Raw genomic sequence first — 20,579 nt, forward strand, 5'->3', positions numbered from 1 at the left:
CCCCGAATGGAGCTTTGATCATGAACACCATGCTGCGTAAGAGCGTCCTCGCCATCGCCGGCCTCACCGTCGCCGGCGGTCTCGCCGCCGGACCGCTCAACCACGCCACCACCGACACCACCACCACGAACACCACCACCACCGCCGTCGCGCAGGCCACCAAGCCCGACACCACCAAGCTCATCCCCCACGGCGTCCAGGGCAACCAGTCCCACATCGACCTCAACGACGAACAGACCGCCAACACCAAGGCCATCATCGCCGCCACGAAGAAGGCCGGTATGGACGAGCGTGCCGCGGTCGTGTCGATCGCTACCGCGTTGCAGGAGTCGAAGCTGGAGAACCTCGGCCACCTCGGCGACCGTAACGACCACGACTCCCAGGGCCTGTTCCAGCAGCGTCCGTCCAGTGGCTGGGGCACGGTGGAGCAGATCACCGACCCCGAGTACTCGACCACCGCGTTCCTGAAGGGCCTCAAGCAGGTCGACGGCTGGCAGAACATGCCCCTGACCGAAGCCGCCCAGACCGTCCAGGTCTCCGCCTACCCCTTCCACTACGCCCAGTGGGAGCAGCAGGCCGCCGACCTCGTCGCCGAACACTGGAACAGCTGACCCGAAGACCTTCCTCGTACAGGGGGAATGACCTTCCTCGTACAGGGGGAACAAGAAGCCGATGGCCGGCACCCGCATCCGGGTGCCGGCCATCGGTGTCTTCACCTTCCGCACGACGGCCCTCCGCACAACCGTCCGCACGATGGCCTGCTGCCCGACGGGCGTCTGCAACACGAGCGGGTGGCGGCGTGCAGGCGGGGGTTCCGAAGGGGGCTTGCGCAGGGCCGATAGGTTGATGATCCGCTCAGCAGGTCGCTCCGGAAGGTACGTAACCCATGCCCATCGGCTTCATCCTTGCGATCGTCGGCGCGGTCATCGCGGCCGTCGCCGTCGCCGTCGCACTGCTCGGCGGACACCGGAGCGTACGACAGGTCGGCGCCCTGACGGCGGTCTCCGCACTGGTCGCGACGCTCCTGCTCACCGTCGCGTCGAGCGCCCACTCGGTACCGATCCGCTCGGTCGGGATCGTCACCAGCTTCGGCAAGCCGACCGGTGAGGTCACCGGCTCCGGCCTGAAGTGGGTCGCGCCGTGGCAGCGGGTCGGCGAATGGGACGCCGGCCGGCAGAAGTACGACCACATCGGCAGCGACGCCTGCGTACGGGTGCGTACCGGCACGCTCGCCGACGCCTGCGTCGAGGTGCTGATCGAGTGGCAGGTCCAGCCGGAGAACGCGCCGCAGCAGTTCATGGATTACAAGGGCGACTTCGACAGCTTCCGCGGTCAGCGGGTCGGTGTGCAGCTCGACAGCGCGGTCAACGACGCCTTCGCCTCCTACAACCCGCTGGAGCGCATCGACGCGAAGACCGGCAACCTGAACGTCGACCTCAAGCCGTTCGCCGAGAGCATCAAGTCCAGCGCCGAGGGCCGGCTGGGCAGCGACGTCGACATCCTGTCGGTGACCATCACCCGGGTCAACCACGACGACAAGACCGAGGGCAACATCAAGGCCTTTCAGGACAAGCTGGCCCAGACCCGCAACCTCGAACAGGACCGCCGCAACGCCGAGATCCAGAAGGAGATCACCGAGACCAACGCCAAGGTCGACAAGGTGACCCGCTGCCTGGAGATCGCCGAGAAGAACGGCAGCTCGCCGGGCCTGTGCATCAACCCCGGCATCGTCACCGGCACCGCGAAGTGAGCTGACACCCCTCGCCGGACGGCCCACCGAACCGGACGGCGACCGGACCGGACGGCCCACCGAACCGGACGGCGACCGGACCGGACGGCCACCGGACCGGACGGCCACCGGACCGGACGGCCACCGAATCAGGCGGTGACCGGGCCGGGCGGTGATGAGTCGTGCGGGCAGTCCGGCGAGGGCGTGTGTGATCAGCTGGTCAAGGCGTCCAGGGCGAGGTCGACGTCGTGCTGGGTCGAGTACAGGTGGAAGGAGGCGCGGACGTTGCCGGCGCGGACCGCCGCCCGGACACCGGCCCGTTCGAGCTTCTTCTGCGCGCCTGCCACCTGGACGGTGACGATCGCGCTGTCGCCCGGCGGCTGACCCAGCCCGGTGAGGAACCGGTTGGCCAGCGCCACGTCGTGCGCGTGCACCGCCGACACCCCGATCTCCAGCAGCAACTCCAGTGTCGGGGCCGCACCGACCCAACTGAACCAGGCCGGTGAGATGTCGAACCGGCGGGCGTCGTCGGCCAGCCGCAGCGGTGGACCGTAGTAGGAGCCGTGCGGGTCCTGGCCGGCGTACCAACCGGCGGCGTCCGGGCGCAGCCGATCCCGCAGCTGCGGCGCGAGGTAGGCGAAGGCAGTGCCGCGCGGCCCCATCAGCCACTTGTAGCCGCCGACCACCACCGCGTCGGCGCGGGCCGCGTCGAACGGCAGCCAACCGCAGGCCTGGGTGGCGTCGACCGCGACCAGCGCACCGTGCGCCCGAGCCGCCGCGACGATCTCGTCGTACGCGGCCACCGCGCCGTTGGCGGACTGCACCAGGCTGAACGCCACCAGGTCGGTGCCCGCGTCGATCGAGGTGGCCAGGTCGGCCAGGGGCACCGTGCGTACCTCGACGCCGCGTTCCCGCTGCACCAGCCAGGGGAAGAGGTTGGAGGTGAACTCCACCTCGGGTACGACCACCCGGGCGCCGGCGGGCAGGGCGGCGGCGATCGGTGCCAGCAGCTGCGAGACGTTGACGCCGACCGCGACGTCGGCCACCGGCACCCCGGTGAGCTGGGCGAAGGCCGCCCGCGACCGGTCGGTCGCCATGCTCCAGCTTTCCCAGGAGGCGGTTCCTGCCCGCCACCCGGCGAGCGCCTCCTGCAACGCGTCCCAGGCCGGGTCGGGCGGTAGACCGTAGCTGGCGGTGTTCAGCCACCCGGGATGCGGTTGCCACAGCTTCTGTGCCTGCTCAAGCTCCACGCCGACCGACGCTAGTCGCCGGTCCCGGCGGGTGAGCAGCGCCAATCCGCACCCCCTGGCTCTCGCCCCCGGAGCCCACCGCCACCCCGACCCTCGACGCCGGCGAGGACCGACACCACCGCCCAGCCTGTCGACCCTGACGAAGATCGACACCGTTTCGGCGTAGTGGCGGCGTCCCGACCGGCTGGTGACCGCCACATCGCCGAAACGGCGCCCAGCCACCGAGCGGTGCGCAACCGCCGGGCGGGTCAGCTGACGTTGGCGGGGCCTAGGACGCTCTTGAGGTCGGCCATCAGGGCGGTGGTCGCCGCCACCCGGACCGGGCCGAGCCGCAGGAGGGTGGTCCGGCTGCCGTTGAGCAGCTTGACGTGCACCTCGGCGTCGCCCGGGTGCAGCACCAGCGTCTCCTTGAGCCGCTCCACCAGCGGCGGAGTACACCGGGTCACCGGGATGGTGAGGGTGACCGCCTTGTTGGTCGTGCTGGTGGAGATGTCGGGCAGGGACATGTCCATCGCCATGATGCGGGGGATGTCGTCGCGCCGGTCCACCCGACCCTTGACCACCACGATCGCGTCCTCGGCGATGTACTGGCCGATCACCTCGTAGGTGTTCGGGAAGAACAGTGTCTCCACCCCGCCGGCGAGGTCCTCCAGGGTGGCCGAGGCCCACGCCCGGCCCTGCTTGGTGACCCGCCGCTGCACGCCGGAGAGGATCCCGGCGAGGGTGACCACCGCACCGTCGGGCACGGTGCCCTCCTCGGACAGGGCGGAGATGGTGCAGTCGGCGGACGCGCCGAGGATGTGCTCCAGGCCGAACAGCGGGTGGTCGGAGACGTACAGGCCGAGCATCTCGCGCTCGAAGGCCAGCTTGTCGCGCTTGTCCCACTCCGCGTCGCCGATGGTCGGCATGACCGTGGTGTTGGTGGCGACCTCGGCTTCGCCGAAGCCCGCACCGAACAGGTCGTACTGGCCGACGGCCTCCTTGCGCTTGACGTCGGCGTACGCGTCGATGGCGTCGGCGTGCACGGTGAGCAGGCCCTTGCGGGAGTGCCCCATCGAGTCGAACGCGCCGGCCTTGATCAGCGATTCGATGGTCTTCTTGTTGCAGACCACCGCGTCCACCTTGGACAGGAAGTCGTAGAAGTCGGCGTACGCGCCCTTCTCCTCCCGGCACCGCATGATCGAGGTGACCACGTTCGCGCCGACGTTGCGGATCGCGCCGAGACCGAAGCGGATCTCCTTGCCGACCGGGGTGAACGGACCGGCTGAGGTGTTCACGTCCGGCGGCAGCACCTGGATGCCCATCCGGCGGCACTCCGACAGGTAGAGCGCCATCTTGTCCTTGTCGTCGCCGACCGAGGTGAGCAGCGCCGCCATGTACTCGGCCGGGTAGTGCGCCTTCAGGTACGCCGTCCAGTACGACACCAGCCCGTACGCGGCGGAGTGCGCCTTGTTGAAGGCGTACCCGGCGAACGGGACCAGCACGTCCCAGACCTTCTGGATGGCGTCGTCGGAGTAGCCGCGTTCACGGCAGCCGTCCCGGAACGGGATGAACTCCTTGTCCAGGATCTCCTTCTTCTTCTTGCCCATCGCCCGGCGCAGCAGGTCGGCCTGACCCAGCGTGTAGCCGGCGAGGATCTGCGCGGCGCGCTGCACCTGCTCCTGGTAGACGATCAGGCCGTAGGTGGGGGCGAGGATCTCCTTGAGCGGCTCCTCCAACTCCGGGTGGATCGGAGTGATCTCCTGGAGGCCGTTCTTGCGCAGCGCGTAGTTGGTGTGCGAGTCCACGCCCATCGGGCCGGGCCGGTACAACGCGAGGACGGCGGAGATGTCCTCGAAGTTGTCCGGCTTCATCATCCGCAGCAGCGACCGCATCGGCCCGCCGTCGAGCTGGAACACGCCCAGGGTGTCGCCTCGGGCCAGCAGTTCGTACGCGCCCTTGTCGTCCAGCGGCAGACCCAGCAGGTCCAGCTCCTTGCCGTGGTTGAGCTGGATGTTCTTCACCGCGTCGTCGATGATGGTCAGGTTCCGCAGGCCGAGGAAGTCCATCTTCAACAGCCCGAGCGACTCGCACGTCGGGTAGTCGAACTGGGTGATGATCACCCCGTCGGAGTCCCGGCGCATCAGCGGGATGTGGTCGATGATCGGCTCGGCGGACATGATGACGCCGGCGGCGTGCACACCGGTCTGCCGGATCAGCCCCTCGATGCCCCGCGCGGTGTCGATGACCTTCTTGACGTCGGCCTCCGACTCGTACATGCCGCGGATCTCGCCGGCCTCGGCGTAGCGCGGATGCTTCGGGTCGAAGATGCCTTCGAGGGGAATGTCCTTGCCCATCACCGCCGGCGGCATGGCCTTGGTGATCCGGTCACCGACCGCGTACGGGTAGCCGAGCACCCGGGCCGAGTCCTTGATCGCGGCCTTGGCCTTGATGGTGCCGAAGGTGGCGATCTGGGCGACCTTGTCCTCACCCCACTTGTCGGTGACGTACTTGATCACCTCACCGCGCCGACGCTCGTCGAAGTCGATGTCGACATCCGGCATGGAGACCCGCTCGGGGTTCAGGAACCGCTCGAAGATCAGCCCGTGCGGGATCGGGTCCAGGTCCGTGATGCCCAGGGCGTACGCGACCAGGGAACCGGCCGCCGAGCCACGGCCCGGACCGACGGCGATGCCCTGGTTCTTTGCCCACTGGATGAAGTCGGCGACCACGAGGAAGTACGACGGGAAACCCATCTGGATGATGACGCCGAGTTCGTACTCGGCCTGCACCACGTGCCCCTCGGGGATGCCGTTCGGGAAGCGGCGGGCCAGGCCGGCGAAGGTCTCCTTGCGGAACCACGACTCCTCGGTCTCCCCCTCGGGCACCGGGAAACGCGGCATCAGGTTGTGGAACTCGAACATGCCCGCCGGGTCGACCTTCTCGGCCACCAGCAGCGTGTTGCGGCAACCCTCCAGCCAGAGCTCCGAGGAGTTGACCTCGCGCATCTGGTCGGCCGACTTGATGTAGTAGCCGCCGCCCTCCAGGCGGAACCGGTTGGGGTCGTTGATGTTGCTGGCCGTCTGCACGCAGAGCAGCACGTCGTGCGCCTCGGCCTGCTCCTCGCGGGTGTAGTGCGAGTCGTTGGTGACCACCGGCGGGATGTTGAGCTTGCGACCGATCTCGATGAGCCCGTCCCGGACCCGCTTCTCGATGTCCAGGCCGTGGTCCATCAGCTCCAGGAAGTAGTTCTCCTTGCCGAAGATGTCCTGGTACGCCCCGGCGACCTTGAGCGCCTCGTCCATCTGGCCGAGCCGGATGCGGGTCTGCACCGCGCCGGACGGGCAACCGGTGGTCGCCATGATCCCCTCGGCGTACTCGGCGATCAACTCCATGTCCATCCGTGGCCACTTGATGTAGTGGCCCTCCATGGAGGCGCGCGAGTTCAGCTTGAACAGGTTGTGCAGGCCGTTCTTGTTCTGCGCCCACATGGTCATGTGGGTGATCGCTCCGTTACCGGAGACGTCGTCGCTCTTCTGCTCCGGGCGGCCCCACTTGACCCGCTGCTTGTGGAAGCGCGACTCCGGCGCCACGTACGCCTCCACGCCCAGGATCGGCGTCACCCCGGCGGCCATGGCCTGCTTGTAGAAGTCGTTCGCGCCGTGCATGTTGCCGTGGTCGGTCATCGCGACCGCCGGCATTCCCTGCCGCTTGACCTCGGCGAACAGGTCCTTGAGCCGGGCCGCTCCGTCGAGCATCGAGTACTCCGTGTGCACGTGCAGATGCGCGAACGAATCGCCCATGCGAAGGCCCCCCGGGTCGGATGATCGAGTCGGTCGGCCCACCCTATCCCGCCACCGAAGGGCCTTTCGCGCGGCGCGCAGAGGCGTACCGCAGACCACTCGAACCATCACACAGAGTCACCGGCCAGCGACGCTGGCCGTGTTCGGCGCAGCCGCCCTACCCCGACCCGACCCCGACCCGGCACAGCGCGGCCCGACCGACCCCGGCGCGGCGATCTTGCACTTTCGGTCGCCGCACAACTGTTCATAAGCCACAAATCAGCGACCAAAAGTGCAAGATCGCGGGGTGGTCAAGGGTGGGCGGACTGGTGGGGAGACGAGGGAGGTAGGAACTCGGGCGGCTCCCGTCGGGTACGGGGGCCGCCCGGCCTCGGCGTCAGTGTGCGATGGGCAGGTTCGCCTCTTGGCGGGCCCGCTCGTCGCCGCTGAGGGTGTGCAGCGGCTTCTCCCGGATGAACAGCACCGCCAGCAGGGCGAGGAACGCGATCGGCGCGCCGATCAGGAACAGCTCCGAGGTGGCGGTGGCGTACGCGTTCTGCACGATCCGTAGCACCGGCTCGGGCAGGGTGGACAGGTCTGGTACCTCGGTGGTGCCGCCGTCGGTGGCACCGGCGGCCGGTCCGAGTTGCGCGGTCATCAGGCCGGTGACCCGGTTGGCCAGCACCGCGCCGAGGGCGCTGACGCCGATCGCGCCGCCCATGCTGCGGAAGAAGGTGAGCACCGAGGTGGCGGCACCCAGTTCGTGGGCGGGTACGTCGTTCTGTGCCGCCAGCACCAGGTTCTGCATGAGCATGCCGACCCCGATGCCGAGCAGCGCCATGTAGCTGAACAGCAGCGGCAGCGGGGTGTCGATGTCGATGGTCGACAGCAGCAGCATCGCGGCGACCATGACGGCGGCCCCGGCCACCAGATACGCCTTCCAGCGACCGTACTTCGTGATGAGCTGGCCGGCGATCGTGGAGGAGACCAGCAGACCGAGGATCATCGGCAGGCTCATCAGGCCGGCGATGGTCGGCGACTTGCCCAGGGAGGTCTGGAAGTACTGGGACAGGAAGACCGTCCCGCCGAACAGGGCGACGCCGACCAGCATGCTGGCGACGGTGGTCAGCGTGACCGTACGGCTGCGGAAGATCTCCAGCGGAATGATCGGCTCGGCGGCGCGGGACTCGACCCAGACGGCCACCACCAGCAGCGTCAGGCCACCGACGACCATCAGCGCGGTCCAGCCGGAGGCCCAGGCGAACTTGTGCCCGGCCAGCGAGGACCAGATCAGCAGGGTGCTCACACCGGCGGTGATCAGGGCCGCGCCGGCCCAGTCGATGCGGGCCTTGCGGCGGATGATCGGCAGGTGCAGGGTGCGCTGGAGCAGGAAGATCGAGAGGAAACTGAACGGCACCCCGATCAGGAAGCACCAGCGCCAGCCCAGCCACGAGGTGTCCACGAGGACGCCGCCGATCAGCGGGCCGGCGATGGTGCCGACACCGAACACCGCGCCGAAGATGCCGGCGTAGCGGCCCAGCTCACGCGGCGGGATCATGGCCGCCATCACGATCATCGCCAGGGCGGTCATGCCACCCGCGCCGATGCCCTGGATCACCCGGCTGACCAGCAGCACCTCGACATTCGGGGTGAGACCGGCGACCAGCGAGCCGAGCACGAACAGCCCGAGGGAGAGCTGGATCAGCAGCTTCTTGCTGTAGAGGTCGGCCATCTTGCCCCACAACGGCACGGTGGCGGTCATGGCCAGCAGTTCGCTGGTGACGATCCAGGTGTAGACGGTCTGGCTGCCGTTGAGGTCGGCGATGATGCGCGGCAGCGCGTTCGCGACCACCGTCGAGGCGAGGATCGCCACGAACATTCCCACCATCAGCCCGGAGAGGGCTTGGAGGATCTCCCGGCGGGACATCCGGCCGTCGTCCGCCCCTGCGGCGTCGACCGGCTCGATCGCAGTCGTCATGACACTTCTTCCTCACGCATGGTTCAGTCCTCGACGCGGTCGCGCCGGAGATGTGGTCCTGGTCTGGGTGCCGCGGCCAGGCTCGGCAGAAGCCAGGCTCGGCAGGCGGCGGATTCGGTGGGTGACGGGCTCGGTAGGCGGCCGGCCCGGCAGGCGGCAGGTGCGGCGGGCCCGGTGGTCAGCCGGTGCGGGGGTCGGGCAGGCCGGCGGCGACGGTGGCGAACGACTCGTCCAGCAGCGCGGCCAGGCGGTGGGCATCGCCGGTCGCCCACCGGATCATCGCGGCACGCAGGGCAGCGCCCGCGACCGCCACGACCAGCGCCGGGTACGCGTCGTCGGCCGGCAGTCCGGTACGCGCGGCGATCGCCTCGACGAGGGCCCGTTCGGTGGTGGCGTTGCCGGTGACCAGGCGGCCCAGCAGCACCGGGTGCTGGGTCACCACCCGCAACCGCAGCTGCCACAGTTCGGCGTCGCCCTGTGCCTCCTCGACGGCCCCGATGAAGGCGCGGCGCAGCGCCTCCAGCGCGGGCTGCTCGGCGGGTACGGCGGCCAGCGCCCGCAGCACCCGCTCGCGGTCGCCCTCGCTGTCGCCCACCAGGGCGTCGTCCTTGGTCGGGAAGTAGTTGAAGAAGGTCCGGGTGGACACGTCCGCCGCCTCGCTGATGTCCTCGACCGTCACCTGGTCGAGGCCACGCTCGGCGACCAGCCGCAGCGCGGCGGTGGCCAGGGCGGCCCGGGTCTGCCGCTTCTTGCGGTCCCGCCGCCCCAGCGTCGTCAGCTCGTCCACCTGCACGGCAGAAACCGTAGAGCCAAAGGTGCACTCGCTGCAAAGTTTTAGCGTGTGACACGAATTTCCCTGACTGACACCATATCGGGCGACCGACACCATTGGCGGTCTAACACCAATGGCCGACCACCATCATTGCTGGCTGGACAACAGTGTGTGCCACACAGTATGGTGTGACGCATGGGCAGTGACGACGTGTTGCGGACGCATCTGCAGGAGTTACGCCGGGGGACGGTGGTGGTGGCCAGCCTGGTGGCGCTGCGCCAACCCGGCTACGGGTACGCGCTGCTGCAACGGCTCACCGGGCACGGCTTTCCGGTGGACGCCAACACCCTCTACCCGCTGTTGCGCCGGCTCGAGGAGCAGGGGCTGCTGACCAGCGAGTGGAACACCGAGGAAAGCCGGCCGCGCAAGTTCTACCGCACCAGCGAGGCGGGCGAGCAGGTGCTGGACCGCCTGCTCACCGACCTCGCCGCCGTGCAGACCTCTCTGACCGCCCTGATCGAAGGAGCCCCCCGATGACGACCTCCCTGACCGACAGATACCTCGCCGCCACCCTGCGCTCGGTGCCGACGGCGCGCCGCGAGGAGATCGCCGACGAACTGCGCGCCTCGATCGCCGACATGGTCGACGGCCGGACGGCCGAAGGGGTCGACGCCGCGACGGCCGAGCGCGAGGTGCTCACCGAGCTGGGCAACCCCGCCGAGCTCGCCGCCCGGTACGCCGACCGACGACTGCAACTCATCGGCCCGACGTACTACCTGGCCTGGCAACGGCTGATGATCGGACTGCTGAGCACCATCCCGGCCATCATCGGCGTGCTGATGGGTGTGCTGGAGGCCACCGTCTCCGACAACGCCGGCGGCGCGATCGGCAAGGGCATCGTCGCGGCGTTCAACGTCGCGGTGCAGATCGCCTTCTGGGTGACCCTGATCTTCGCGGTCATGGAGCGGGTGGGCACCCCGCTCAACCAGCCACAGTGGAGCGTCGACCAGCTCCCCGACGAGCCCGTCGAGCGGGACGTCAGCCTCACCGACGTGTGCGCCTCGATCGTGTTCCTGGTCCTGTTCATCGCCGCCCTGCCGTGGCAGCACTTCCAGACGGTCGTCGGCGACGGCGACCGGTTGCCGATCCTCGACCCCGCGCTCTGGAGCTTCTGGCTGCCGGCGCTGCTCGTCGTCCTGGTCGCCACCATCGGACTGGAGGTCGCCAAGTACCGGGCCCGCCGGTGGACCTGGCCGCTGGTCGCCGTCAACGCCGTCCTCAACCTGGCGTACGCGGCGCCGGTGATCTGGCTGCTGTCCAACGACAAGCTGTTCAACCCCGAGTTCGTAGCCCGCTTCACCTGGCTGCGCGAGGGCGGCATCGACACCGTCGCCCAGATCAGCATCGTGGTCATCGTCGCCACCACCCTCTGGGACATCACCGACAGCGCCCTCAAGGCCCGCCGCGCCACCTCCTGACCCCCGCCCCAGCTCTGTTGATCATGAGGTTGACGGCAACGTGGAGATCCACCACCGCCGCCAACCTCATGATCAACGCTGCAGGGGCGGTTGCTGTGGGCGCTGATCAACGCTGCGAGGGCGGCGGTCGGGTGGGGGGCGGGGGTGGTGGGGCGTCAGTAGGGTGGGGTTGACGGAACTGGTGCGGACCTGGGAGTTGCCGTGGAATTGATCATCGGTTTGGTGTGCCTGGTCCTGATCGTCGTGGCGGTGCTCGGTTTCGGGGTGTCGATCTACAACGGGTTGGTTCGGGCCCGCAACACGTACCGCAACGCCTTCGCCCAGATCGACGTGCAGCTGGTACGCCGGCACGATCTGATCCCCAACCTGGTGGAGACCGCCAAGGGTTACCTCAAGCACGAGCGGGAGACCCTGGAGGCGGTGATCAAGGCCCGCAACGCGGCGGTCAACGCGCAGGCCACGGCCGCCGCAGCGCCGGGCGACCCGGCGGCGATGCAGCAGCTCAGCGGCGCGGAGAACGCGCTCACCGCCACGCTGGGTCGGCTGTTCGCGCTCTCCGAGGCGTACCCGGACCTGAAGGCCAACCAGAACATGATGCAGCTGTCGGAGGAGTTGACCTCGACGGAGAACCGGGTCGCCTTCGCCCGGCAGGCGTACAACGACGCGGTGATGGCCTACAACAACAAGCGTGAGGTCTTCCCGTCCAGCCTGATCGCGGGGATGTTCTCGTTCGGGCCGGCCGCGCTGTTCGAGCCGGACGACCCGCAGCAGCGTCAGGCCCCGCAGGTCTCCTTCTGATGAACTTCTTCGAACGGCAGCGCCAGGTACGCCGGCTGTCGACCCGGCTGGTGCTGCTGTTCGTGCTGGCCGTGATCGGCATCGTGGTGGTGGTGAACGTCGCGGCGATCTTCGCGTTCAACGCCACCGCCGCCGACCCCGGGCAGCTGGCCGGCTTCGTGGCCATGGTGACCGTGGCGACCGTCGCGGCGATCGGGCTGGCCGCGCTGGTGCGTACCCTCGCGTTGCGCGGCGGTGGCGGGAAGGTGGCCCGTGAGCTGGGCGGGGTGCCGGTGCCGCCGGACACCACCGACCCGGAGCTGCGCCGGCTGCGCAACGTCGTGGAGGAGATGGCGCTGGCCTCCGGCGTACCGGTGCCCGAGGTCTACGTTCTGCCGGAGGAGACGGCGATCAACGCCTTCGCCGCCGGTTGGGGCCCGTCGGACGCGGCCGTCGCGGTCACCCGGGGCGCGTTGCAGCGTCTCAACCGCGACGAACTGCAAGGGGTCATCGCGCACGAGTTCGCCCACGTGGTCAACGGGGACATGCGGCTCAACATCCGGCTGATGGGCCTGCTGTTCGGCATCCTGTTCCTGACCGTGATCGGCCGGGGCCTGTCCCGTTCCGGCCTGATCAGCGGCGGTAACCGGCAACGCGGCAACAGTGGCGGTGGAGTCAACCCGCTGCTGCTGGTGGGGCTGGCGCTGCTGGTCGCCGGGTACGTCGGCGTGCTCGCCGGGCGACTCATCCAGGCCTCGGTGTCGCGGCAACGGGAGTACCTCGCCGACGCCTCGGCCGTGCAGTACACCCGGCAGACCCGGGGCATCGCGGGGGCGCTGAAGAAGATCGGCGGTCTGGCCGACGGCTCGGAACTGAAGTCGCCCAAGCGCGACGAGGTCGGGCACATGCTCTTCGGCGAGGCGGCCCGGACCTCCTGGTTCGCCACCCACCCGCCGCTGGCCGACCGGATCCGCGCGTTGGAGCCGTCCTTCGACCCGGCCGAGCTGCAACGGCTGTCCCAGCAGTGGGCGGCGGCGCCACCGTCGGGCCGGCAGGAGGACGTCGCGCTGGGCCTGGCCCCGGCCACCCCGGCGCAACCCGCGCCCGGCCAGACCCCAACCGACCAGACCGCGGTGGCGCAGGCAGCCGGTGGGGTACGCCCGGAAGCGTCGCCGTTGCCGGTGCCGGGAACCCGGGTACGCCTCGCGCCGACCGAGGTGCTCGGGCGGGTGGCCGCACCGACGGAGAACGCCTACCAGCACGCCGCAGCCCTGCTCGACCAGATCCCGGCCCCGCTGCTCGACCGGGCCCGCAACCGCGACACCGCCGTGCCGCTGCTGCTGGGCCTGCTGCTCAGCGCCGAGCCGCAGGTCCGGCAACACCAGCACGCCGCCCTGACCCAGCAGCACGGCCGCGAGCTGGCCGACGCCGCGCTCGGTCAGGCACAGGCTCTCACCGGGCTGCATCCGATGCTCGTGCTGCCGCTGGCCGAGCTGACCTTCCCGGCCCTGCGTGACCGGCCGGCAGCGGAGCTGGAGTCGATCGTGGCAGCGGTGTTCACGCTGATCCACGCCGACGGCGCGATAAACGTCTCCGAGTACTGCCTGTCCCGGCTGATGCTGGCCGAGATCCAGGAATCGCTGCGGCCGGACTCGCGCTGGCGCACCGACCGGCGCACGCTCACCGACGCCCGCTCCGCGGCGGGCTTCCTGCTGGCCACGCTCGCCCAGGTGGGGCACACCGAGCCCGCCGACGCGCAACGCGCCTTCCAGGCCGGCGTCGACCTCCTGCTGCCCGGCACCACCTGGGCGTACGCGCCGCCGGAGAACGGGGTGCTGGCCCTGGAGACCGCCTGGCCGGTGCTCGACGGGCTCCGCCCGGCGGACAAGGAGCGTCTGGTCGCGGCCGTGGTGGCGGTGATCAGCCACGACCAGATGATGACGGTGGCCGAGATCGAACTGCTGCGGACGATCTGCGGTCTGCTGCACTGCCCGCTGCCGCCGATGGTCGGCGCCGGTATCGGCTGACCGCACCACCCGCCGCGAGCAGCCACCTGCTCGGCCGACATCACCTGCGCGCAGGTTGGGACACCGGTCGCCGGGCTGGCATCCTGGCCCTCGTGACCAGCGAGACAGCCGACGGGTGGCGGCGGCCCGGACCCACCCCCGAGCAGCAGCGGGTGGATCTCTACGCCGGCCTGGCGGCCACCGTCCTGGCCCTGCTCAGCCTCACCCTGGCGCACAGCACCGGGACGTTCCTGTTCGGGCCACCCCCGTCCGGTTTCGAGCAGCTCGTCTGGACTGTCGCCGTACCGCTGCCGCTGATCTGGCGGCGCCGCTACCCCGCCGTCACCACGCTGCTCATCTCCGCCGCGTTCATCGGGTCGCAGGTGCGGGCCGTACCCGAGTGGCAGCTCTCCCAGTGGGCGCTGTTCGCCGCGATCTTCACCCTCGGCGCGTGGGGACGCGACCGCCGGCTGTCCCGCCGGGTACGCGTCGGCGTGATCGTCGCCATGTTCCTGTGGCTGGCGATCTCCTACGCGATCAACCTCAGCAGCCTGCCCCCGGACGCCTTCGCCGACGCGATCGGGCCGGTGCCGCCGCTCATCGCGGCGATCGTGACCGGCATCCTGGTCAACGCGCTGTTCCTCGGTTTCGCGTACTTCTTCGGCGAGATCGCGTGGATCGCCGCCCGACGGCAGCACGAGCTGGTCGAGCAGGCCGAAGCGCTGCGCCGGTCGCAGGCCGAGGCGCGCGAGCACGCGGTGGTCGGCGAGCGGGTCCGGATCGCCCGTGAGCTGCACGACGTGGTCGCCCACCACGTGTCGGTGATGGGTGTGCAGGCGGCTGCCTGCCGGCGGGTCTTCGACAAGGACCCGGACAAGGCCCGGACCGCCCTGAGCGCCATCGAGGAGTCCGCCCGCACGGCGGTGGACGAGCTGCGCCGGATGCTCGGCGTGCTGCGGGCCCGCGACAGCGAACCGGCCGACGCCGCCCAGCAGGTCGCCGGGATCGCGCAGGTCGAGGCGGTGGTCACCCGGGCACGCGAGGCCGGCCTGCAGGCCACCCTCGGGGTGTACGGTGACCCGACACCGCTGCCCGAGTCGGTCTCCCAGGCCGCGTACCGGGTCGTGCAGGAGGCGGTCACCAACGTGTTGAAGCACGCCACCGGGGCGCGGATGCTCGACGTGCGGATCCGCTATCTGACGCAGGATGTGGAGATCGAAGTGACCGACGACGGCCGGGGCAGCCGGGAGTCGAACGCCGACGGCCTGGGCCTGATCGGGATGCGGGAACGGGTCGCCACCCACGGCGGCGAACTGGAGGTCGGTCCACGGGCCGGCGGTGGCTGGCGGGTACGGGTGCGGTTCCCGCTGCCGGTGCCGGCGGGACGGGCGACATGAGCGCCGCTGCGGGCGACGCCGGGTCCGGGAGCGACCGGCCGATCCGGGTGCTGCTGGCCGACGATCACCACCTGGTGCGTACCGGTTTCCGGGTGATCCTGGAGATCGAGGACGACATCGAGGTGGTCGGCGAGGCGGCCGACGGGCACCGGGCCGTCAGCATGACCCGCGCCCTGCGCCCGGACGTGGTGCTGATGGACGTGGAGATGCCCGACGTCGACGGGTTGGAGGCGACCCGGCGGATCCGCGCCGAGCAGGACCAGGCGGGGCCGGCCGTGCTGATCCTCACCACCTTCGACCGTGACGACTACCTGTTCGCCGCGTTGCGTGCCGGGGCCAGCGGCTTCCTGCTCAAGAACGGCACACCGGAGGCGTTGATCGAGGCGATCCGGGTGGTGGCCCGGGGTGACGGTCTGCTCGCCCCGGAGATCACCCGCCGGGTGATCGCCACCTTCGCCCGGCCGGGCGGGCCGAGCACCGGCGGGGCAGATCCGCAGGCGGCCCTGCGTGACCTCACCCCCCGGGAACGGGAGGTCCTGGTCCTGGTCGCCGGTGGTGCCAGCAACGCCGAGATCGCCACCGCGCTGCACCTCGGCGAGGCGACCGTCAAGTCGCACGTCAGCCGGGTGCTGGCCAAGTTGGAGCTGCGGGACCGGGTGCAGGCGGTGGTCTTCGCCTACGAGCAGGGGGTGGTCCGCCCCGGCGGGTGAACGGACTCCACCGCGAGGAGGAGCCGTGATTTCCGTCGCCGGGCGGACGGCAGTCGATCATCAAGGATCTAGCGTGGACGCCGTGACCACAGTCCTCCGCCTCGACGGCGTCGACCGTAGCTTCGGCGACCGCCAAGTGCTCAAGAACGTGTCCTTCGAGGTCGCCGCCGGCCGGATGACCGGCTTCGTCGGCGGCAACGGCGCCGGCAAGACCACCACCATGCGGATCATCCTCGGCGTACTGGCGGCCGACGCGGGACAGGTGACCTGGGGCGGTCGGCCGTTGAACCGCTCGATCCGGGGACGCTTCGGCTACATGCCGGAGGAGCGCGGCCTCTACCCGAAGATGAGCGTCCGCGAACAGGTGGTCTACCTGGGGCGGCTGCACGGGATGACCGCGGAGGGCGCGCGGCGCGCCACCGACACCCTGCTGGAGCGGATCGGGCTCGACGAGCGGGGCGACGACCTGCTGGAGACGCTGTCGCTGGGCAACCAGCAGCGCGCCCAGATCGCCGCCGCGCTGGTGCACGACCCCGAGGTGCTGGTGCTCGACGAGCCGTTCTCCGGGCTGGACCCGATGGCCGTGGACACCATCCTGACGGTGCTGCGGGAACGGGCCGCGGCCGGCGTACCGGTGCTGTTCTCCAGCCATCAACTCGACGTGGTCGAACGCCTCTGCGACGACCTGGTGATCATCGCCGACGGTACGATCCGCGCCGCCGGCAGCCGGGAGCTGCTGCGGTCCTCCGCCACCACCCGCCGCTTCGAGTTGGTGGTGGACACCGACGCGGGCTGGCTGCGGGACCAGGCCGGGGTCAGCCTGGTCGACCTGGACGGCCCCCGCGCCGTCTTCGACCTCGCCGCCGACACCGACGAGCAGCCGGTACTGCACGCCGCACTCGCCCGTGGCCCGGTGCGCGCCTTCCGTCCGGTCACCCCCTCCCTCGCCGAGATCTTCCGAGAGGTCAGCCAGTGAACACCTTCGAGGCCACCCGGCTGGTCGCCGCCCGGGAGATCCGGGTCAAGCTGCGCGACCGCACCTTCCTGATCAGTACGCTGTTCTTCCTGCTCATCGCGGTGGCGGCGACCGTCCTGCCGCCCCTGTTCGCCGGTGGGCCGTCCACCGTGGCGGTGACCGAGGCGGCGGCCGGCCCGCTGCGGGAGGCAGGGCTAGAGGTGCGGGTCGTGGCCGACGACGCCGCCGCCGAGCAGGCGGTCCGCGATGGCGACGCCGATGCCGCGGTGGTCGCCGGCCCGGCCGTGCTGGCCATGAACGACGCTCCCAGCGACGTGGTCTCCGCGTTGAGCAGCGCACCCCCGGTGCGGCTGCTGAACCCGGACGCGGTGGACCCGCTGGTCGCCTTCCTGGTGCCGTTCGCCTTCGCCTTCATCTTCTTCATCACCTCGCAGACCTTCGGCATGCAGATCGCGCAGAGCATCATCGAGGAGAAGCAGACCCGGATCGTGGAGATCCTCGTCGCCGCAGTGCCGGTGCGCGCCCTGCTGGCCGGCAAGATGCTCGCCGGCACCCTGCTCGCGCTGGGGCAGATCGGGTTGATCGCCGCCGTCGCGCTGGCCGGCATGGCCTTCGGCGACAGCAGCCAGCTGCTCTCCCTGCTCGGCCCGGCGATCGGCTGGTTCGTGCCGTTCTTCCTGCTCGGCTTCGTGCTGATCGCCTCGATGTGGGCGGCGGCCGGCGCACTGGTCAACCGGCTGGAGGACATCAGCGGGGTGTCCATGCCGGTGCAGCTCGCGGTGATGCTGCCGTTCTTCGCGGTGATCTTCCTCAACGACAACGCCGGTGCCATGCAGGTGCTGTCCTACCTGCCGTTCTCGTCGCCGACCGCGATGCCGCTGCGGCTGTTCAACGGTGACGCCGCCGTCTGGGAGCTGTTCGCCTCACTCGCCCTGCTGCTGGTCGCGGCGGTCGGGTTCGTGCTCGCCGGTTCCCGGGTGTACGAGGGTTCGCTGCTGCGCACCAACGGCCGCACCTCGATCCGTACCGCCTGGCGGGAGCGCGAGACGCTGAGCTGACAGGTGCGCGAGACGCTGGGCCGACGGCACCCGGCCCAGCAGAGCGTGCCGGCGTCCCCAGCGACGCCGGCACGCCACTAATCACCCGTTTTTGTGACTAAGCACCTCATACCGGTCATACCTCCACAAAAGCCCTAATGTCCTTCTGGACGGATGGACTATCGGAGGAGGTAGCTGGATGAGACGACGACTGGCGACAACAGCCCTGGCCGCAGTGACCGCACTGGCGGGCACGCTACTGGCCGCAGCGCCCGCGCAGGCCGAAACCTGCGAGGCCGGCGTCGACTGCGAGACGGACCTGACCTTTGAGGTCACCGCCGGGCCGCTGCAGATCACCGTGCCCGACGACGCGACGCTCAGCAGCGGCCCGCCGGGCGGATACGCCTCCGGCCAGATCGGCGACGTCCTGGTCGAGGACCTTCGGGCCGAGTCGGGAGTGGGTTGGGTCACCTCGGTCAGCAGCAGCGACTTCACCACCGGCACCGGCGTCGGCGCCGGCGAGACGATCACCAGCGACAACGTCTACTACTGCTCGGGCATTGCCGACACCACGGGAACCGGCACCTTCACCCCCGGCCAGGTGGGACCCTGCACCGCCCCGCCGCCTCCTGCCGGAGTCGCGCTGGACGCCGCCGTAACGGCCTACAGCCACGGCACCGACGGCTCCGGCAACAACACAGCGACCTGGGACCCGCTGGTCACCGTGTCGATTCCGCTGCAAAGCGTCGCCGGGACGTTCACGGGCACCATCACCCACAGCGTGAACTGAGTTCGATGCGCTCAGGGACAACCCGTTCGTGGGGCCTGCCGGTCGCGGCGCTCGCCATCCTGGTGGCGAGCGTCGTGATCGGCGCCCCCGCGGGCGCCACCGACCGGGACCGCGGCACCGGCGCGAGCCCCGCTCCGGCATCGGGCAGCATCGGCATCCGGCTGGTCGAGGCGTCGGTCGACCGGCGTGACGACCCCCGCGCCCGGGTCTACATCGTCGACCACGTCAAGCCGGGCAGCCGGATGACCCGACGGATCGAGATCAGCAACAGCTCCGCCTCGACCCATCAGATCACCATCGGGGTCGCCGCAGCCGAGATCAAGGACCACGAATTCGTGCCGGCTCCGGAGCCGGACGCCAACGAACTGTCCGAGTGGATCACCATCGACGAACCCACGATCGTGGCCCGGCCGTACAGCACCACGACGGTACGCGCCACCATCGCCGTACCGCCCTCGGCGTCCCGAGGTGAGCGTTACGGCACGATCTGGGCCACGGTCGGCGCCGCGGAACGCCGGGACGCGGCGATGCTGGTGCGCAAGGTCAACCAGGTCGGCATCCGGGTCTACCTCGACGTCGGCCCGGGCGGCGAACCGCCGTCGGACTTCCGGATCGAGGAACTGACCCCAGGCCGGACCGAGCAGGGTGCCCCGGTCGTACGGGCGCGGGTGCGCAACACCGGGGAACGGGCCCTCGACCTGACCGGCAAGCTGTGGCTCTCCGATGGTCCAGGCGGACTGTCGGCGGGACCATTCCCCGCGACCCTCGGTACGACTGTGCTACCCGGCGACACCACCGACCTTGAGGTGGTGCTGGACCAGCAGGTCCCCAACGGTCCGTGGCAGGCCCGACTGCGGGTGGAGAGCGGACGCCTCCACCGGGAGGTCACCGCGAAGATCACATTCCCGGACCAGAAGGGCTCCTGGGGGCTGCCGACCACCTTCTCCGAACAGCTACCGATGATCATCCTGATCAGCGGCGCGGTCGCCACCCTCGCCGGCCTGGTCATGGTCGTCGGCTACCGCCGCGCCCGACGCCGCAGGTACCAGTTCGTCCACTGACCCGCCGACCACCGAGTGCGGCACCGCGGCCCAGTCGGCCGGCAGGCGCGGCACCGGCCAGGTCGGATCCGGGTGCCAGGTCGCCCAGGACTCGTCCCACCAGCGCTCGCCCGCGTCGAGCAGGGCGGCGATCCGGTCACCCTCGGCCCGGATCGCCTCGGCCATGCCGGGATAACGCCCCTCCACCAGCCGCTGGGCGAACAGTTCCACATCCTTGAAGACGTACCGGTCGGCGTCCGCCGCCCACCACAGGTCAAGCTCGTGGTCGAGGGTGTCCACCCCGATCGGCGTACGCCGGAACGGGTCCTGGAGGTTGAAGTACCAGCCGGCGAAGGCGCGCTGCGGGCCGGACCAGAAGACGTCGACCGCGTGTGCCTCGCCGGGACGCTGGAGCATCAGCTTGCCGTGCCCGGTCCAGGCCCGGTGGCCCGCCACCTGCCAGGGGTGCCGGCCACACGGAAACCTGCCCTCGACCGGGAAGCCGAACTCCGCGCCCGGCGGCAGGTAGAGCGCCAGCAGGTCGGGGCTGTCCTCGACGCAGATCGTCGGGCAGGCGAACCAGGCCTCACCGTGCAGGATCTCTCGCCGGATCACCACGTCACCCGGCCTGAAGCGTTCGACCGCCACCACTCCCCCTGGTCAGTCCTGGGCCAACTCCGGCCGATACTCCCTGATCCAAGCCTCCACATCCGACTTCCGCCACACCTTGCCCATCGCCAGCACGGCGATCGGCTCGGGGAAGTTCCGCTGGTTGGCGATGACGGACGCGCGCTGCCGGGAGACGTTTCCCAGCATCTCCCGGATCTCCGACACGCCCACCAACTCCATGAGTTGACAATGACAGCGTCAACCCCACT

At 70.0% G+C, this 20,579-nt stretch carries 18 protein-coding genes; 12 read left to right on the forward strand and 6 right to left on the reverse strand.

Annotation, left to right across the window (positions count from 1 at the left end; translation table 11 throughout):
• Positions 1 to 20: 20 nt before the first annotated feature.
• Both JMF97_RS28930 and JMF97_RS28935 read left to right on the forward strand, forming a co-directional pair.
• Entirely contained in the window at positions 21 to 611 is a 591-nt protein-coding gene (locus JMF97_RS28930; RefSeq protein ID WP_203224422.1) for a hypothetical protein, read from the forward strand.
• Positions 612 to 886: 275 nt separating this feature from the next.
• The gene (locus JMF97_RS28935; protein ID WP_203224423.1) at positions 887 to 1,750 is read left to right on the forward strand and encodes an SPFH domain-containing protein; all 864 of its coding nucleotides are present in this window, start codon (positions 887 to 889) and stop codon (positions 1,748 to 1,750) included.
• 191 nt (positions 1,751 to 1,941) lie between these two features.
• Here the strand turns inward: JMF97_RS28935 and JMF97_RS28940 are convergent, their stop codons facing one another.
• The 4 genes from JMF97_RS28940 to JMF97_RS28955 all read right to left on the reverse strand — a co-directional run bounded on the left by JMF97_RS28940 (position 1,942) and on the right by JMF97_RS28955 (position 9,511).
• Positions 1,942 to 2,979 (reverse strand): aminotransferase class V-fold PLP-dependent enzyme, encoded by a 1,038-nt coding sequence (locus JMF97_RS28940; RefSeq protein WP_203224424.1) that lies wholly within the window; start codon positions 2,977 to 2,979, stop codon positions 1,942 to 1,944.
• Positions 2,980 to 3,227: 248 nt separating this feature from the next.
• The gene (gene dnaE, locus JMF97_RS28945; RefSeq protein ID WP_203224425.1) at positions 3,228 to 6,761 is read right to left on the reverse strand and encodes a DNA polymerase III subunit alpha; all 3,534 of its coding nucleotides are present in this window, start codon (positions 6,759 to 6,761) and stop codon (positions 3,228 to 3,230) included.
• 376 nt (positions 6,762 to 7,137) lie between these two features.
• Positions 7,138 to 8,718: an MDR family MFS transporter gene (locus JMF97_RS28950; protein WP_203224426.1), complete on the reverse strand. Its 1,581-nt coding sequence runs from the start codon at positions 8,716 to 8,718 to the stop codon at positions 7,138 to 7,140.
• Positions 8,719 to 8,896: 178 nt separating this feature from the next.
• Positions 8,897 to 9,511, reverse strand: a complete 615-nt coding sequence (locus tag JMF97_RS28955) for an acyl-CoA-like ligand-binding transcription factor (protein ID WP_203224427.1) — start codon at positions 9,509 to 9,511, stop codon at positions 8,897 to 8,899.
• A gap of 174 nt (positions 9,512 to 9,685) precedes the next feature.
• Here JMF97_RS28955 and JMF97_RS28960 point away from each other — a divergent pair, with 174 nt between their 5' ends.
• The 10 genes from JMF97_RS28960 to JMF97_RS29005 all read left to right on the forward strand — a co-directional run bounded on the left by JMF97_RS28960 (position 9,686) and on the right by JMF97_RS29005 (position 19,722).
• Entirely contained in the window at positions 9,686 to 10,027 is a 342-nt protein-coding gene (locus tag JMF97_RS28960) for a PadR family transcriptional regulator (protein WP_013732708.1), read from the forward strand.
• Positions 10,024 to 10,968: a permease prefix domain 1-containing protein gene (locus JMF97_RS28965; RefSeq protein ID WP_203224428.1), complete on the forward strand. Its 945-nt coding sequence runs from the start codon at positions 10,024 to 10,026 to the stop codon at positions 10,966 to 10,968. Before JMF97_RS28960 ends, JMF97_RS28965 begins: the two co-directional genes overlap by 4 nt.
• Before the next feature lie 201 nt (positions 10,969 to 11,169).
• Positions 11,170 to 11,766, forward strand: a complete 597-nt coding sequence (locus JMF97_RS28970) for a LemA family protein (protein WP_203224429.1) — start codon at positions 11,170 to 11,172, stop codon at positions 11,764 to 11,766.
• Entirely contained in the window at positions 11,766 to 13,772 is a 2,007-nt protein-coding gene (locus JMF97_RS28975) for a M48 family metallopeptidase (protein WP_203224430.1), read from the forward strand. Before JMF97_RS28970 ends, JMF97_RS28975 begins: the two co-directional genes overlap by 1 nt.
• A gap of 92 nt (positions 13,773 to 13,864) precedes the next feature.
• Positions 13,865 to 15,148, forward strand: a complete 1,284-nt coding sequence (locus JMF97_RS28980) for a sensor histidine kinase (RefSeq protein WP_203224431.1) — start codon at positions 13,865 to 13,867, stop codon at positions 15,146 to 15,148.
• A complete protein-coding gene (locus JMF97_RS28985) occupies positions 15,145 to 15,858 on the forward strand; it encodes a response regulator (RefSeq protein WP_203224432.1) in 714 nt (237 codons plus the stop codon). Before JMF97_RS28980 ends, JMF97_RS28985 begins: the two co-directional genes overlap by 4 nt.
• Positions 15,859 to 15,940: 82 nt before the next feature.
• Positions 15,941 to 16,834, forward strand: a complete 894-nt coding sequence (locus JMF97_RS28990; RefSeq protein WP_203224433.1) for an ABC transporter ATP-binding protein — start codon at positions 15,941 to 15,943, stop codon at positions 16,832 to 16,834.
• Positions 16,831 to 17,892 (forward strand): ABC transporter permease, encoded by a 1,062-nt coding sequence (locus JMF97_RS28995; protein ID WP_203224434.1) that lies wholly within the window; start codon positions 16,831 to 16,833, stop codon positions 17,890 to 17,892. Before JMF97_RS28990 ends, JMF97_RS28995 begins: the two co-directional genes overlap by 4 nt.
• Positions 17,893 to 18,070: 178 nt before the next feature.
• Positions 18,071 to 18,661: a hypothetical protein gene (locus tag JMF97_RS29000; RefSeq protein ID WP_203224435.1), complete on the forward strand. Its 591-nt coding sequence runs from the start codon at positions 18,071 to 18,073 to the stop codon at positions 18,659 to 18,661.
• 5 nt (positions 18,662 to 18,666) lie between these two features.
• Complete coding sequence (locus tag JMF97_RS29005) at positions 18,667 to 19,722, forward strand: COG1361 family protein (RefSeq protein ID WP_203224436.1); 1,056 nt, start codon at positions 18,667 to 18,669, stop codon at positions 19,720 to 19,722.
• On the opposite strand, the gene JMF97_RS29010 is transcribed toward JMF97_RS29005, so the two are convergent.
• Entirely contained in the window at positions 19,615 to 20,316 is a 702-nt protein-coding gene (locus tag JMF97_RS29010; protein ID WP_307817132.1) for a ribonuclease FAU-1 family protein, read from the reverse strand. The two genes, JMF97_RS29005 and JMF97_RS29010, sit on opposite strands and share 108 nt — an antisense overlap.
• A gap of 45 nt (positions 20,317 to 20,361) precedes the next feature.
• On the reverse strand, positions 20,362 to 20,550 hold the full coding sequence (locus JMF97_RS29015) for a hypothetical protein (protein WP_013732697.1): 189 nt from the start codon (positions 20,548 to 20,550) through the stop codon (positions 20,362 to 20,364).
• Positions 20,551 to 20,579: the final 29 nt, after the last annotated feature.

Source organism: Micromonospora fiedleri, assembly GCF_016774385.1.
Lineage (GTDB): Bacteria > Actinomycetota > Actinomycetes > Mycobacteriales > Micromonosporaceae > Micromonospora > Micromonospora gifhornensis.

What these genes read in the sequence shown, in the direction of transcription:
- JMF97_RS28930 (WP_203224422.1), top strand. Translation starts at nt 21, where the DNA reads ATGAACACCATGCTGCGTAAGAGCGTCCTCGCCATCGCCGGCCTCACC.
- JMF97_RS28960 (WP_013732708.1), top strand. Translation starts at nt 9,686, where the DNA reads ATGGGCAGTGACGACGTGTTGCGGACGCATCTGCAGGAGTTACGCCGG.
- dnaE (WP_203224425.1), bottom strand. Translation starts at nt 6,761, where the DNA reads ATGGGCGATTCGTTCGCGCATCTGCACGTGCACACGGAGTACTCGATG.
- JMF97_RS29000 (WP_203224435.1), top strand. Translation starts at nt 18,071, where the DNA reads ATGAGACGACGACTGGCGACAACAGCCCTGGCCGCAGTGACCGCACTG.
- JMF97_RS28965 (WP_203224428.1), top strand. Translation starts at nt 10,024, where the DNA reads ATGACGACCTCCCTGACCGACAGATACCTCGCCGCCACCCTGCGCTCG.
- JMF97_RS28935 (WP_203224423.1), top strand. Translation starts at nt 887, where the DNA reads ATGCCCATCGGCTTCATCCTTGCGATCGTCGGCGCGGTCATCGCGGCC.
- JMF97_RS28985 (WP_203224432.1), top strand. Translation starts at nt 15,145, where the DNA reads ATGAGCGCCGCTGCGGGCGACGCCGGGTCCGGGAGCGACCGGCCGATC.
- JMF97_RS29005 (WP_203224436.1), top strand. Translation starts at nt 18,667, where the DNA reads ATGCGCTCAGGGACAACCCGTTCGTGGGGCCTGCCGGTCGCGGCGCTC.
- JMF97_RS28950 (WP_203224426.1), bottom strand. Translation starts at nt 8,718, where the DNA reads ATGACGACTGCGATCGAGCCGGTCGACGCCGCAGGGGCGGACGACGGC.
- JMF97_RS29015 (WP_013732697.1), bottom strand. Translation starts at nt 20,550, where the DNA reads ATGGAGTTGGTGGGCGTGTCGGAGATCCGGGAGATGCTGGGAAACGTC.
- JMF97_RS28975 (WP_203224430.1), top strand. Translation starts at nt 11,766, where the DNA reads ATGAACTTCTTCGAACGGCAGCGCCAGGTACGCCGGCTGTCGACCCGG.